A 14,319-nucleotide genomic window follows, 5' to 3' on the forward strand; every position below is an offset into this window, starting at 1 on the left:
CCATCGGCCCGCGTCCGGCCGGAGGGGGCGAGATTCGGTACCACCTGCTGGTACGACGACGGCGGGGTCACGGTTGCCCGTGACCCCGCCGTCGGTGCAGCTACTTCGTGGCCGGCTTCAGGCAGAGCACCCGGTTGGTGCCCTCACCCGGCAGCACCACGTGCGGCTGCGTCGTGTCGGTGCACTTCTCCTTGGCGTCCACCTTCGAGACGATCGTGAACGCGCCCGCCTCGCCGCAGTCCGCTGCCGAGGCGCCGCCCTGCCCGGACTGCTTCACGCAGGTGCCGACCGCCGGGTCGAAGGACGGCGTGTCGTCTCCGCCGACCTTGCCGAGCAGCAGCAGCAGGCCGAGCGGCACCGCCAGGATGAGCATCGCGGCGATCAGCACCGCGGCCAGCACCCGACCGTTGCGGACCTTCGGCGTCGGTGGCTCCACCTTCGGTTCGTCGGCGTCCGGCTTGAACGCGTCGAATCGGCCCCGGTCATTCTGGCCGGCCTCCTGGCCCCAGGACGGCGCGGGCTGCGTCGGTGGCGGGAACGACGGCGGGAAGCCGCCGCCCGGCACTGGTTCGGTCGCCGGCCCGCCGAAGCCCGGCGCGCCGGAGCCCGGGCCACCGAAGTTTGGCGCACCGAAGGTAGCCGTTGCGTTCGCGGTGCCGGCGGCAGGCGCCCCGGGGCCGCCGAACTGGTCCGCCGGCGGCTCAGCACCGGAGTGCGGGCGGGTGCCGTTCATCGGCCTGTTGTTGCCCGGGGCGTCGACGAACGACGGCACACCTGGCGGGAACGCCGGCGGCGCGGACGGGGCCTCGTTGAACGCGTTCGGTGCGGGCTGCCGGTCGTCGAAGCGCGGATCGGCCGGGGACTCGCCGCCCCAGCCGGGCCCAGCCTGCCGCTGCGCGTCGTTCTGCCAGTCGGGTGCGGACTGCTGCCGCTGCGCGTCGTTCTGCCAGTCGGGAGCGATCTGCCGCTGCCCCTCGTGCTGCCAGTCGGGCGTGGCCTGCCGGGGCGCGTCGTTCTGCCACTCCGGAGCACCCTGGCGGTCGGTGCCCGAGTCGCCCTGGAACGCCTCCGGCTCCGGCTCGGCCTCCGGCTCCGGTCGTGCCGGACGGCCGTACACCCGGGGTTGCGGGTTGGCGGTGCCGGTCGGTCGGATGGCCTGGTCGGTCGGGGGCATGACCCGGCTGGCCAGCGGCACCGAAGCGCTCGCCGTGGCCCGGGCCGCTGCACCAGCTGCCGACTCGGCGTCCGCCACCGGTACGACCGCGCGGCCCGCTCCGGACTCCGGAGAGGTACGCGGGGCGGGCACCACAGCGCCGCTCGCGGAGACGTCGTCGGGGCGGCCACCGTACTGCGCGGGGGCGTCCGGAGTCTCCCGCTCGGCGTAGGCGGGCTGCTCGGGGATCGGAGCGAACTGGGCCTGGGGCGCGTAGTCGGACGGTGGGGCGGCAGCCAGGCTGGCGCCCGGGACGCGCTGCTCCTGCGGAGGCAGCGGCACCGCGTTCGCCGGCGAGATGCCCGGCGCGGGCCCGGGCTGGTAGGCCGGTGCCTCGTCGGCCCGGTCCGCCTCCCAGCCTCCACGGGACTGGGCGGAAGCCTCGGCCTCCGCGCGACCCCACACCTCACCGGGGGCCCACGGCTCGGCCTCCGGCACGCCGCCGGAGTTGCCCTGGGCGGCGTTGTCCGGCCCGGCGGCCCAGTTGGGCGCGCCGCCGCTGGTGGGCACGCTGGCGCTGGCCCGGGCGGGGAGGTTGCTCGGCTCCGCCGGGGTCCACCCTGCCTGCTCCGGCCGCTCGGTCGGCTGCTCCGGTTGGGAGAGCACCCAGTCGGGCTGCTGCGGACGGCCCTCGGCCTCGCCCCAGGCGGCCGGCTGCACGGGCTGGTCCTGACGTGCGTCGCCGCCGTCGTTCCACTGTGCGGGCTGCGCCTGCTGCTGCTGCGCGGCCCACCCGCCGGAGTTGGCCGGATCGTCCTGCGCTGGCCAGTTCGTCGTCGGGGCCGGGACCTGGGCGGCACCACGGGCCGGGCTCGGCTGGGCGGCCTGACCCCAGCCGGGGGCGGGCTGCTCGGTCGCTTCGGCGGGCTGGCCCCAGGTCGGTGGCGACTGCTCAGCCGGCGTCCACACCGGCTGGTCGTCGCGGGCGGCGCCGCCGGCGGGCCAGCCGCCGTTGCCGGTGGCCTGGTCCTGCTGGGCACCGCCGGACCAGCCGGCGGCCTGCGGCGCGTCGGCTTGCGGAGATTCGGTCGCCCGCCAGTCAGCTGCGGGCGGGTTGGCCTGCGCCGCGCCGCCCCAGCCGTTGGCCGGGTCCTCCTGGGCGGGCCAGGCGGCGGTGGCCGGGGGAACCTGCGCGGCGCCCCGTGCGGCTGGCTGGGCCTGCGCCCAGTCCGGCTGCTCGGCGGGGGCGTTCGGGGTCCAGCCCTGCTGCTGCGCGGCCCAGGGGTCGGGCTGTGCCGGAGCCTGCGCGCCGTCGTTGCCGGACCACCCGGCGGGCTGCTGCTGCGGCGGCTCGCTCGCGCCACCACCGGCGGCCCAGGCGGGCTGCGCCGGGTCGTTGGGCTGCGCAGCGGCGGCACCCCAGGCGGGGGCTGTGGGCTGCTCGGACTGGGTCGCCCATGCCGGCGCCGACGGGTTTGGCCGCGTCGGGGGCGGGGGCGCCCAGCCCAGGTCGGGGCCGGCGGCGTTCTGGCCGTTGTCCGGCTGCGCCGGGCGGTCGCCGTACGGCGCCGGTCCGCCGGCGCCCGGTGACACCTCGTCCGGCTCTTGGCCGGGTCGGTGCGGGCCCTCGGACGTCATGGGTGCGCCTCCTCCATCACATGTCGGCTCGCCGGTGCCGATCGGTCTCCTCGGCGCGGCTGCCGCCGTCACCGGCGTACCGCTGTGCCGGCTCCCCGCACGGTATCGGGTGGTGGCACGACACGTCCAAGGAGCACTGGCCGTCACTCACCGTTGCCGGTTGATGTCGAGCAGTTCTGTCGGCTCGGCCTCTGCCGGGTCGGCGGGCGGCGACCGAAGCCCACCGTACCGGGCGCTGCGGCAGGGCGGAATCCCGGTGGTGGTGGTTGGGAAACGCCGATGGCCCACCCGGTGGGCCGGGTGGGCCATCGATCTGGAGGAGGTGAGGAATGTAGTGGAGCGTCAGCTCATGTGACGCTGGGCGATGACGAGGATTTCCTCGCGAACCGCCGGCGAGTTCGCCGAGCGCAGCGCGTGCTCGATGGCACGGGCGCGGCGGGTCGCGTCGCGGTGGTTGCGGATTCGCTCGATCATGCTCATTGGTGGGTCCCCCTAGCTATTCGGTTGTCAGCCCCTGATGCATCTATTCAACAGGAGAAGCCGGGGAAATTCCATCGATTATTAGGTGAGCTGAGACACCTGCCTAACAATCAAAGGTCAACAGGCCATCCGGCCGACGGTTTCGTCGCCCAACGGACACGGCCGGTGTGCCGGGCGTTAACCCGTGGCACACCGGCCGTGGCTGGCGTTCGAAACGATCAGGTCCAGGCGAGCAGCGCCGCCTCCGGATCCGTGAGGAAGTCGCCGATGTCCCGCAGGAACCTCGAGCCCAGCTCACCGTCGATGATCCGGTGGTCGAAGCTCAGCCCCAGCGTGGTGACCTGGCGAACCTTGACCTTGCCCTTGTGCACCCAGGGCATCTCCCGCACCGCGCCGAAGGCCAGGATCGCGGACTCTCCCGGCGGCAGGATCGGTGTGCCGGTGTCCACCCCGAACACGCCGACGTTGGTGATGGTCAGGGTGCCGCCGGACATGGCAGCCGGCGAGGTGCGGCCGGACTTCGCCGTCTGCACCAGGTCGGTCAGCGCGTCCGCCAACTCCCGCAGCGAGAGTCGGCCGGCGTCCTTGACGTTGGGCACGATCAGACCGCGCTCGGTGGCCGCCGCGATGCCGAGGTTGACGTACTCCTTCACCACGATCTCGTCGCCCGCCCAGGTCGAGTTGACCATCGGGTGCCGTTGCACCGCCAGCAGCACCGCCTTCGCCACCAGCAGCAGTGGCGAGACCCGTACGTCGCGCCACTCCCGTCGGCCGCGCAGCCGGTCCAGGGCCTTCATCGCCCGGGTGACGTCGACGGTCAGGAACTCCGTCACGTGCGGGGCGGTGAACGCCGAGCGGGACATGTTCTCGGCGGTCAGCTTGCGGACGCCCTTGACCGGGATGCGTTGCTCCCGGTCCGCGCCGAAGCTGGGCGCGGTCGTGGCCGCGATCGGCTCGGCGACCACCACGCTCGCGCCGCTCGCCGCCTGCTGCACGTCCTCCCGGGTGATCGAGCCGAGCGGCCCCGACCCGGTCAACGTGGCGAGGTCGACCCCGAGGTCCTTGGCGAGCTTGCGCACCGGCGGCTTGGCCAGCACCCCGCCGGTCGCCCCGCGGCTCGCCACCGCCTCACCGCGTCGATCATGCACTTGTGGTGCCGGAATCGTGGCGGTCGCGGCTGTTGTGTCACCCACCACAACTCCTTGATCGACCCCAGCGGGGGCGGCGGGCGCCGTCACGGCCTGCGCCGGGACCGCGCCCTTGCGGGGGCGACGCTTCGCGGCGGTGGTACGCGGGCCGTAGCCGACAAGCACCGCCGTCCGCCCGCCAGGGGCCGCGCCGCCGATCAGGCCGGGCTCGATCATGCCCTCGGCCGGTGCCACCTCCACCGCCGCCAGCGAGGCCGCCGACGGGGTGGGCAGGTCACCGCTGGGCGTGGCCGTGGTCGACGGCGCGTCCAGCGGCCCGGCGCCCGGGTCGGTGTCGATCGCGATGATCGGCGTACCGACCTCGACAGTGGTGCCCTCCGGGTGGTGGATCGCCTGGACCTGGCCGGCCCACTTCGCCGGGATCTCCACCGCCGCCTTCGCCGTCTCCACCTCGACGATCGGCTGATTCAGCTCGATGGTGTCGCCGACCTTGACCAGCCAGGCCAGGATCTCGCCCTCGGTCAGCCCTTCGCCCAGGTCGGGCAGGTTGAACGTCTTGATCCGGGACATGTCGCTCACCAGCCGAAGGTGCGGTCGACGGCGTCGAGCACCCGATCGAGGTCGGGCAGGTACTCCTCCTCCACCCGGGCGGCCGGGTAGGGGGTGTCGAAGCCGGTCACCCGCAGCACCGGCGACTCCAGGGAGTAGAAGCACTCCTCGGTGATCCGGGCGGCCAACTCGGCGCCGAGGCCGATGTTGGACGGCGCCTCGTGCACCACGACCGCACGGCCGGTGCGCTTCACCGACTCGTACGCCGCGGTCAGGTCCAGCGGCGAGAGCGAGCGCAGGTCGATGACCTCCAACTCCCGGCCGTCCTCGGCGGCGGCGGTCGCCGCATCCAGGCAGGTCCGCACCATCGGGCCGTAGGCCAGCACGGTGACGTCGGTGCCGGGCCGCACGACCCGGGCCGAGTGCAGGGGGTACGCGTCGGACAGCGGCGCGTCCAGGTCGACCTGGCCCTTCTCCCAGTAGCGCCGCTTGGGCTCCAGGAAGACGATCGGGTCGTCCGAGGCGATGGCCTGCTGGATCATCACGTACGCGTCCTGCGGGTTGGCGCAGGTCACCACCTTCAGGCCGGCGGTGTGCGCGAAGTACGCCTCCGGCGACTCGGAGTGGTGCTCGACAGCGCCGATGCCTCCGCCGAACGGAATCCGGATCACCATCGGGATGCTGAGCCGGCCGCCCGAGCGGTAGTGCATCTTCGCCACCTGCGACACGATCTGGTCGTACGCCGGGTAGACGAAGCCGTCGAACTGGATCTCGCAGACCGGCCGGTAGCCGCGGATGGCCAGACCGACAGCGGTGCCGATGATGCCGGACTCGGCCAACGGGGTGTCGATCACCCGCTGGTCGCCGAAGTCCTTCTGCAGACCGTCGGTGATCCGGAAGACGCCGCCGAGCTTGCCGACGTCCTCGCCCATGATGACGACCTTGGGGTCGTTCTCCAGGGCGCGGCGCAGACCGGTGTTGAGGGCCTTGCCGATGGTGAGCGTCTCCGTGGCCATCAGTGCGCGCTCCCCTCGAACGACTCCATGTAGCGGCTGAACTTCGCGCGCTGCTCGTCGAGCAGCGGAGACCCGTTGGGGTAGACGTTGTCGAACATCGTCACCGGCTCCGGGTCCGGCATTTCGAGCACCCGCTCGCGCAGGTGCACCGACTCGCGGCGGGCCTGCTCGTCGACCTCGGCGAAGAAGCCCGCGTCGGCGATCTGCTGCTTCTCCAGGAAGGCCTTGACCCGGGCGATCGGGTCCTTCGCCTGCCACGCCTCGACCTCGCTGGCGATGCGGTAGCGGGTCGGGTCGTCGGAGGTGGTGTGCGCGCCCATCCGGTAGGTGTACGCCTCGATCAGGCTCGGGCCCTGCCCGAGGCGGGCGTTGTCCAGCGCGGTGCGGGTGACCGCGTACGTGGCGAGCACGTCGTTGCCGTCCACCCGTACGCCGGGGAAGCCGAAGCCGGCGGCCCGCTGGTAGAGCGGGACACGGGTCTGCCGCTCCAGCGGCTCGGAGATCGCGTACTGGTTGTTCTGGCAGAAGAAGACCAGCGGCGCGTTGAACACGCTGGCCCAGACGAACGCCTCGTTCACGTCGCCCTGGCTGGTGGCGCCGTCGCCGAAGTAGGCGATCGCCGCCTCGCCGTCGTCGGTGCCGGTCTTGCCGTCGATGGTGATCCCCATCGCGTAGCCGGTCGCGTGCAGTGTCTGCGCCCCGATGACGATCGTGTACATGTTGAACTTGAACTCGTTCGGGTCCCAGCCGCCCTGGTCGACGCCGCGGAACAGGCCGAGCGGCATGATCGGGTCGATGCCCCGGCAGTAGAGGACGCCGTGCTCCCGGTAGGTCGGGAAGGCCATGTCCTGGGTACGCAGCGCCCGCCCGGAGCCGACCTGGGCGGCTTCCTGGCCGAGCAGGCTGGCCCAGAGGCCCAGCTCGCCCTGGCGCTGGAGAGCGGTCGCCTCGGCGTCCAGCTTCCGGACCAGCACCAGGTCGCGGTAGAGACCGCGGTATTCCTCGTCGGTGAAGTCGACGCGGTACTCGGTGCCGTCCGGCCCGGTGGCGCTGTCGATCCGTTCGCCTTCGGGGGTGAGGAGCTGCACCAGCGCGGGGTCGCCGGCCGCGCCCTTCCTGGAGCGGGGTGCAGCCCGCCTGCTGCGGGTGGTGCCCCCGGGGTCGCCCTTTGCCATCGGTCTCTCCCTGTCGTGTCTGCGTCGGCACCGGGGGGTCACCCGGCCGCGCAACTCGTGCGCCTGCCCGGCTGCTGCCGGACCGGTTCCTGGCGGCCGCGCCTAGCCCCGGTGGGGGTTGCCGCACGGCGTGATCCGGGTTCTGGCCGAACCCGGATCGGGAGCGCCGGCGCTCAACCGCGCCTGCCGCGAGGGTGCGCGGAGGTCACGGCTGCGTTGCCGTCGTGCTCCATATTCGCAGAGCAGGTGAGCGCGCCCACAGTACGCCTGCCTCCGCAATCCGACAGCCCATGCTTTGACGCCGTTTGTCGCCATCATGCCGGCCCGCGTTTCCCGTGCGTTGCGCCACGATTCGTCACCGTTCGGGCAGCACTGCGTGTCGACACGCGGTGGAGGTTGGCTGACCCACTGTGACTGCGCGAGGCTGATTCCCGCAGGATCGCGCCTATCGGGTTAATTGTCGGCTTTTTGCCCCCCGGTGGCGTCCATTGATGTCCTCCGACGGCCGACGACTAGGGGTGTGCGGTGTACGAGCCAGGTGACGGTCCCGGCACACCAGCGCTCGGTCGGCACCGGTCGGCCGGCGGCTACCGCCGGGTGGTCGGTGTCCACCGGGCCCCCGGCGCCGGTGGCCCCTCCCGCGGTTACCTGCTCACCGTCGCGCTGCTGGCCGGCACGGCGTCGATGCCCATCCTCGCCGCGATCAGCGCGGGCTCGGCCACCCCGGGCAGCACCGCCCTACCGGACAGCAGCACCCCGTTCATGCCGACCCCGTCCGTCGGGCCGGTGGTGATCCCCATGCCGATGACCAGCCAACCACCGCTTCCCCCGCTCGGCACACCCAGCGTCGACCCGACCAGCGGCTGGCTCCCGGCCGCCCCGTCTCGTCCACGGGAAGGGCCCGCCGCCGATGCCGGGCCCGCCCGGTGGACGACCGCCCCGCCGGCGGCACCGAAACCCACGCGGAGCACCTCGCCGCCGGTACCCCCGCCCGTTGCTCCGCCACCGCCGACCGACCCCGACCCGACCGACTCGCCGGGCCCGGACCCGACCGACCCCGACCCGACCGACTCGCCGGACCCGACCCCGACCGACCCCGACCCGACCGACTCGCCGGACCCCACCGATTCGCCGGGCCCGGACCCGACCGGCTCGGACGGTCCCGATCCGACCCCGACCCTGACCGTGGAACCGACGCCCACGCTGGGCCCGACACCCACGCCGACCGACGACGCGACAGCGACCGCCGTGCCGACCAGCACCCGGTCCGTCCCGGCCCTCACACCCACGCCGCCCGCGGTACCGACCCGCCGACCCGACCCGGCGACCCCGTCGCCGTCGGTCGTCGCCTCGACGCCCAGCGTCAGCCCGGCGCCACTGGCCGGACCGACAGACCCCGCGGCGTCGCCGACGGTACGGTGACGATCAGGCGCGGCCAGTCCGGCGACGGCGGCGTTCGGCGGTAGGCGCGTACCGGAGGGGGCGGCGTGGGCGGCGGTGCGGAACCCCGCCCGGTCGCCACCCGGCCCGGCCCGGGGTTGCGGATCGCCCGGCTGGTCACCGAGGTGACCGCCCCGGCGGTGCTCGTGTCGCTGCTGATCATCACAGTGAGCTGGCACAGCGCCAGCCGCCCCGGTCAGGGCCTGGTCTGGGGTCTGCTCGCCACTCTCTTCGTGACCGGCATCCCGTTCGCCTACATCGTCGGCGGGGTACGCCGTGGCCGGCTCACCGACCACCACGTCGGCCGCCGGGAGCAGCGCCGGGCGCCGTTGCTGGTCGGCCTCGGTTCGGTCGCTGCGGGGCTCGCCCTGCTCGCCGTGCTCGGCGCGCCCCGCCAGGTGCTGGCACTGGCGGTGTCCGGCCTCGTCGGCCTCGTCGTCGCCGTGTCGGTCAGCCACTGGTGGAAGATGTCGATCCACTCGGCGGTGGCCGCCGGCACGCTGGTCATCCTGATCCTGACCTTCGGGACCCGGCTGGTCGTCGCCGCACCGCTGCTGGCGGTGGTCGGCTGGTCCCGGGTACGGCTCAAAGACCACACGCTGGCGCAGGTGCTGACCGGAGGTGCGCTCGGCGCCCTGATCGCCGCGTTGATCTTCGGCCCGCTGCGCTAGCCGAGGGAGGGCGGCGCGGAGCCACCCACCCTCGGACGTCGTCAGGCGCCGTCGTCGGCGAGGCGGTGGCGGTTCGCCTCGATCCACGCGTCCAGCGCGGCCGGGTCGTCCGGGTCCACCCCGTCGGCCATCAGCTGCGCCACCGCTGCGGTGGCCGCGCTGCGCCGCTCACCGGTCGAGTAGAGCCGGGCGAACTCCGGCACCATCTCCTCGATCGCCTCGTCGGTGCGCGTCGCCGCCGCCTCGGGCAGCCCGCGCTGGCGCGACGCGTACCGCGCCCAGGCCCGCAGCACCCGGGGGAGCATCGCCGCGTCGTCCATGTCCAGCACGGCCCGGCGGTGCACCCAGTCGAGCAGGAAGAGCCCGGACACCGCGGGACTCCAGCGCATCGGATCGGCGTCCGGGAAGCTCGCCGAGTGGTCCAGCAGCAGGCTCAGGCAGAAGTGCAGGGAGGCCAACTCCGGGCCGTCGACGGTGTCCAGCCCGAAGCGGGCGGCCTCCGGCGCGCCGAGGAACCGTCGGACCAGGTCGGTGCGCTCGGCCGCGGAGAGCGGTTCGACCTCCGCCGGACCGGTCGGGTCGGCAGCGGTGGGCAGCACCGCCAGGCGGGCCCCGACCAACGCTCGGTCGGTGGCGAGCGACCCCTCGCCGGGCAACTCGCCCAGGTCGTCGGTGACCGCCAGATGGCGAGCCACCTCGCCCCGGAACCGGGCTGGATCTTCGGTCCGGAACCAGGTCAGCTCGTCGTCGGCGCACATCTGCCGGACCTGGTCCAGGATCCGTTCGGCCGGCCCGCCCACGAAGATGTCCTTGGTGATCCCGATGTTGTGGTCCACCAGGGCCACCAGCGCGTGCTCGGAGCCGCCGGACTCGTCGTCGTAGGCGAAGGTCGCGAGGTAGGAGGTCTGGTCGCCGTACACGTCGCCGTACGCCCAGGTGCCGGTGAGGTGCACCCGGCCGAGCTGGGCTGTCCAGGTGGGCGCCTGGCTGCCCGCGCGCACCCGATCGGTGCCCTCGGCGGTCGGGACGAGCGTGGCGAAGACCTGCCGGATGGTGGTCGCCGCCGCGACCCTGCGGCGGGCGGTGGCGGCGAGGAAGCCGGTGACGAACTCCCGTACGGCGGCGTCGCGGTCGGTCTCCGCGATCGCGTAGACACTGCCCAGCAGGGCGCTGCCGAGCATCTCGGCGTCGAGGGCGGACTCCAGCTTGGTCACGTCGCGTGCGGCGTGCAGCACCGCGTCGTAGGGGGTCTGAGGCGTGGCCATGCTCCGACCCTACGCCGCCCGAGGCGTACGCAGAGCGGTAGCGAGCCGTGCGGAGCGTCGGCGGCGTGCGGAGCGTCAGCGGCGTGCGGCGTCCTGCAGCGCGTCGCGTGCCTGGGCGTACGAGCCGAGCACGATCCGTACCGGAGCCAGCACGTACTCGTCGCCCACCTGGGCGACCCGCGCCGTCAGCCGCTGGTCGGCGCGGGCCCGGGCGCGCCGGGCGGCCCAACGCACCACCGGCCGGGTCAGCGCCGCCACCAGCAGCCCGGCCAGCAGGCCGCCGAGCAGCAGGACGGTCGGCAGCGGCACCTGGCCGACCATCGGGTTGTCCAGCGCCGGCAGGCCGAGCGCTCGCAGCGCGTAGCCGAGCACCAGCCAGCCCAGCCCGACCACCGCGGCGAGGGTGACCAACCACTGCACACCGCCGACGACCCGCCACCACAGCGGGCGACGGTCGAGGCCGAGGTCGGTGCCGGCGATCGTGCGATCCAGGGCGTCCGGCAGGTCGCCGAGGCGGGACCGGGCGGCGGAGGTCACCGCGCCGGGCCAGGCGGCGGGCAGGTCGTCGGCGGCCCGGTCGGCCACCGCGCGGATGGCGAGGCCGAGCGCCGAGCGTTGGGCGGCCGTCGGGTCGGGTACCGAGGTGGCCGCTACCAGGCTCTCCGCCGGGTCGGCCTGGTCGCCGGTGGGGCCGGGCAGGTGCAGCCGACGCAGCGGGTCGGGTCGCAACCGCCGCCAGCCCCGGACCACGGGCCAGCCGGTGGCCGCGCCGGCCCGGTGCCGGTACGCCCGCTCCACGGCCTCTGTCACCGCTGGCACCCCGGCCGCCCCGGCCAACGCCCGGTTCAGCCCGTTCACGGCTGTGTCGTCCGGCCCGCCCGGCGGCCGGGCCGAACCGACCAGCTCGTCCAGGTCGGCGACGACAGTGTCGACGTCACCCGCGAGCCGACGCAACGCGGCCTGCCGCTCGGCGACAGTGCGCTCCAGCGCGTTGCGCAGCCCGACCATCCCGGCCGGGTCGATGGCGGTGGTGGCCAGCAGGGGCACCCCGGTCAGCCCGTCCGTGTCGAGCAGCCGACGAAGATCGTCCAGGACCCGGGGCACCTCGGCCGGGGGCAGACGGTCGGCCTGGTTGAGCACTACCACTGTGACGTCGCGGTGCCTGTGGAACTCGCGCAGGTAGCTGTCGTGGATGACCCGGTCGGCGTACTTCTGCGGGTCGACCACCCAGACGACCTGGTCCACCAGGCCCAGGAGCCGGTCCACCTCGAGCCGGTGCGATCGCTGCACCGAGTCGAAGTCGGGCAGGTCGAGCAGGATCAGCCCGTGCAGGGCCGTCTCGTCGTCAGCGTCCAGGGCGCTCTCCCGGACGAAGCGGTGTCGGGGCAGCACGCCGATCCAGTCGAGCAGATGGTTGGCGCCCTCCAGCGGCCCCCACACGCAGGCGTGGGTGACGCCGGTGGTCGGCCGGCGGACCCCAACCGGCGACAGCTCCAGTTGGGCCAGCGCGTTGAAGAGGCTGGACTTGCCGCTGCCAGTGGCGCCGGCCAGGGCGACCACTGTGTGGTCCCGGGACAGTGTGAGCCGGGTGCCGGCCCGCTCCACCACAGTGTGCGCGGGCACCAGGTCGGCGTCCGGCAGCAGACCGTCCACGGCGGTCAGGAACCGGCGTACCGCGTCCAGGCGCGCGATCAACGCGTCGGCGTCGACCCGCTGGTCCCCGCGGAACACCTCGCGTACCCGGCCGGCGATGTTGCTCACCGGGAACCCTCCTCGTCGGCGGCGGACAGGCCGCTGCGGTGCCGGGCCAGCTCGACCCGGCCGGCGGCCCGGCGCAGACCGTCGCCGGCGTCTTCGGCGGGGCGGGCGTCGGCGGTGCGGCTCAGGAAGCGGTCGGCCTCCGCGGCGAGCAGCGTCCGCACCCGGTCCAGCAGGTCGGTGCGGGCCTTGGCGGCGAGGGTACGCACCGCCTGGTCGCCGAAGATCGCCTGGAGGACGGCCTGTGCGGCGACAGTGGTGCCGGCCCCGGTGGCCAGCTCCAGCCCGGTCGGGATGAACGCGGTGGAGGCGAAGACGGCGATCATCACGGCCAGCCCGGTGGCGTTCACCGCGTACGCGGCGGTGCGGGCCACGAACCGCTTGTCACCGCCCTCGACCCGGACCAGCTCCAGCACACCGCGCTGCCAGTCCCGGACCATGCGCTCGGCGCGTTCGGGTAGGTCGTCGCTCGGGTGGGCGAGCGCCGGGTCGAGCAGCCCGGCACCGGCCGGGTGTGCCTTCCACCCGGTGTAGGCGGATTCGGCGGCCTCCGAGGCCACCCCGCGCAGCAGCGTCACCAGTTGGGACTCGATGGCGTTGCGCAGCTCGGCGGCGGGCGCCGGCCGACCGGTGACGGCGGCCACGACCCGGTCCCGGAGGCGGCCGATCCGTGCCTCCAGCGTGCGGAACAGCTCGCCGGTGCCGACGAACTCCTGCCAGCGGGCGAGCACCTCACCCCTTAGCAGCCGGCCGTCCTGGAGCCCCTGCTCGACAGTGCGCTCGGCGGCCCGGTACGCGGCCCGGACCCGTTCGTCCAGCCCGTCGGCGGCGGCGAGCTGCTCGTCGGCGGCGTCGGCCAGATCCTCCACGGCGGGGTGGAGTGCGGCCAGCGCCCCGTCGAGGGTCTGGCGGACCACCGCCGCCCGCGCGTCCACGTCGGCGGCCAACCGGGCGAACCAGTCGGCCAGTGGGGCGGTGACTCCCTCGGGCAGCAGCCCCTGACCGTCGACCCAGGTCTCGGGCAACACGAACAGCGGCGCCCGGCCGAGGTCCTGCTCGGCGAGCATCTCGGTCAGGTGCGCGGCGATCTCGTCGGTGGCCTCGGCGGGCACCCGGTCCAGCACCATGGCGATCACCGCGCCGCGCGCCCGGGCGCTGCGCAGCAGCTCCCAGGGCACCGCGTCGGCGTACCGGGCGGCGGTGGTGACGAAGAGCCACAGGTCGGCGGCGGCCAGCAGTTGGGTGGCGAGCGCCCGGTTGGCGTCGACGACGGAGTCGATGTCGGGCGCGTCGAGGAAGGCCAGCCCGGCGGGGAGGGCCGGGGCGGTGACGAGGTGCAGGGCGCGCGGATCGTCGCTCGGCTCGGTGGTGCGGGTCAGCCCGGGCAGCAGGTCACCCTGCCGGAACCAGGCCGCGTCGGACGGGTTGCAGACCAGCACCGGGGAGCGGGTGGTCGGCCGGAGCACGCCGGCCGCGCTGACCCGGGCCTTGACCAGGCTGTTGACCAGGGTCGACTTACCCGCGCCGGTGGAGCCGCCGACCACCACGAGCAGTGGCGCGTCCAACCGGGCGAGCCGGGGCAGCAGGTAGTCGTCGAGCTGGTCGGTGAGTGCTGTGGCGCTGTGCCGGGCAGAGTTGGCAGAGGGCAGCGCGAGGGGATACCGGGCCGCGCCGATCGCCTCCCGGAGGCCCGACAGTGCGCCGGGGAGGCTGTCGTCCCCGGTAGTGGCGGGCGGCTCCCCCGCGGCGTCCGGCGGGTCGGTGCGGGCTGCGACGGCGGGCGCACCGGAACGGGTGGCGGGATCGCCGTGCGTCGTCACCGCTAAAGCGTGCCCGACCGATGCAAGGGAAGACAACCGGACGGTAATAACGGCTGGGTTGCGTCGGGTTGACTCAAGTCAACTTGACGATTGGCCAACGCGTGGCACTATTGAGTCAAGTTCACTCAACTTGTGGTGGGGCCCGCTGCGGGCGGTGCTCGCCAGCAGCCCACGGGCGACGCCCGTCACCTGCACAACCTTACGAA

At 73.9% G+C, this 14,319-nt stretch carries 10 protein-coding genes; 2 read left to right on the top strand and 8 right to left on the bottom strand.

From position 1 onward, the window contains the following. Positions 1-100: 100 nt before the first annotated feature. The 5 genes from AB0B98_RS04955 to pdhA form a co-directional block, all read right to left on the bottom strand. Complete coding sequence (locus AB0B98_RS04955; protein WP_357360981.1) at positions 101-2,791, bottom strand: hypothetical protein; 2,691 nt, start codon at positions 2,789-2,791, stop codon at positions 101-103. Positions 2,792-3,133: 342 nt separating this feature from the next. Continuing rightward, positions 3,134-3,271 (bottom strand): hypothetical protein, encoded by a 138-nt coding sequence (locus tag AB0B98_RS04960; RefSeq protein WP_165435866.1) that lies wholly within the window; start codon positions 3,269-3,271, stop codon positions 3,134-3,136. Positions 3,272-3,489: 218 nt separating this feature from the next. Next, entirely contained in the window at positions 3,490-4,998 is a 1,509-nt protein-coding gene (locus AB0B98_RS04965; RefSeq protein WP_357360984.1) for a dihydrolipoamide acetyltransferase family protein, read from the bottom strand. Further along, positions 4,995-5,984 carry an alpha-ketoacid dehydrogenase subunit beta gene (locus AB0B98_RS04970; RefSeq protein WP_357360986.1) on the bottom strand — a complete coding sequence of 330 codons (990 nt, stop codon included), beginning with the start codon at positions 5,982-5,984 and terminating at the stop codon, positions 4,995-4,997. The genes AB0B98_RS04965 and AB0B98_RS04970 overlap by 4 nt, the downstream gene beginning before the upstream one ends. Beyond that, positions 5,984-7,159 (bottom strand): pyruvate dehydrogenase (acetyl-transferring) E1 component subunit alpha, encoded by a 1,176-nt coding sequence (gene pdhA, locus AB0B98_RS04975; RefSeq protein WP_238669744.1) that lies wholly within the window; start codon positions 7,157-7,159, stop codon positions 5,984-5,986. Before pdhA ends, AB0B98_RS04970 begins: the two co-directional genes overlap by 1 nt. Before the next feature lie 525 nt (positions 7,160-7,684). Here pdhA and AB0B98_RS04980 point away from each other — a divergent pair. Together AB0B98_RS04980 and AB0B98_RS04985 are read left to right on the top strand one after the other, a co-directional pair. Next, complete coding sequence (locus tag AB0B98_RS04980; RefSeq protein ID WP_357360988.1) at positions 7,685-8,581, top strand: hypothetical protein; 897 nt, start codon at positions 7,685-7,687, stop codon at positions 8,579-8,581. A 65-nt stretch (positions 8,582-8,646) separates the two neighbouring features. Further along, a complete protein-coding gene (locus AB0B98_RS04985) occupies positions 8,647-9,270 on the top strand; it encodes a phosphatase PAP2 family protein (protein ID WP_357360990.1) in 624 nt (207 codons plus the stop codon). 41 nt (positions 9,271-9,311) lie between these two features. On the opposite strand, the gene AB0B98_RS04990 is transcribed toward AB0B98_RS04985, so the two are convergent. The 3 genes from AB0B98_RS04990 to AB0B98_RS05000 all read right to left on the bottom strand — a co-directional run bounded on the left by AB0B98_RS04990 (position 9,312) and on the right by AB0B98_RS05000 (position 14,113). Then, positions 9,312-10,535, bottom strand: coding sequence for a hypothetical protein (locus tag AB0B98_RS04990; protein WP_238669747.1), 1,224 nt, complete (start codon positions 10,533-10,535; stop codon positions 9,312-9,314). A 75-nt stretch (positions 10,536-10,610) separates the two neighbouring features. Further along, on the bottom strand, positions 10,611-12,296 hold the full coding sequence (locus AB0B98_RS04995; RefSeq protein WP_357360992.1) for a GTPase: 1,686 nt from the start codon (positions 12,294-12,296) through the stop codon (positions 10,611-10,613). Continuing rightward, entirely contained in the window at positions 12,293-14,113 is a 1,821-nt protein-coding gene (locus tag AB0B98_RS05000) for an ABC transporter (RefSeq protein ID WP_357360994.1), read from the bottom strand. The genes AB0B98_RS04995 and AB0B98_RS05000 overlap by 4 nt, the downstream gene beginning before the upstream one ends. Positions 14,114-14,319: the final 206 nt, after the last annotated feature.

Origin of the sequence: Micromonospora sp. NPDC048947, from assembly GCF_040649495.1 — a bacterium.
Classification (GTDB): domain Bacteria; phylum Actinomycetota; class Actinomycetes; order Mycobacteriales; family Micromonosporaceae; genus Micromonospora; species Micromonospora alfalfae.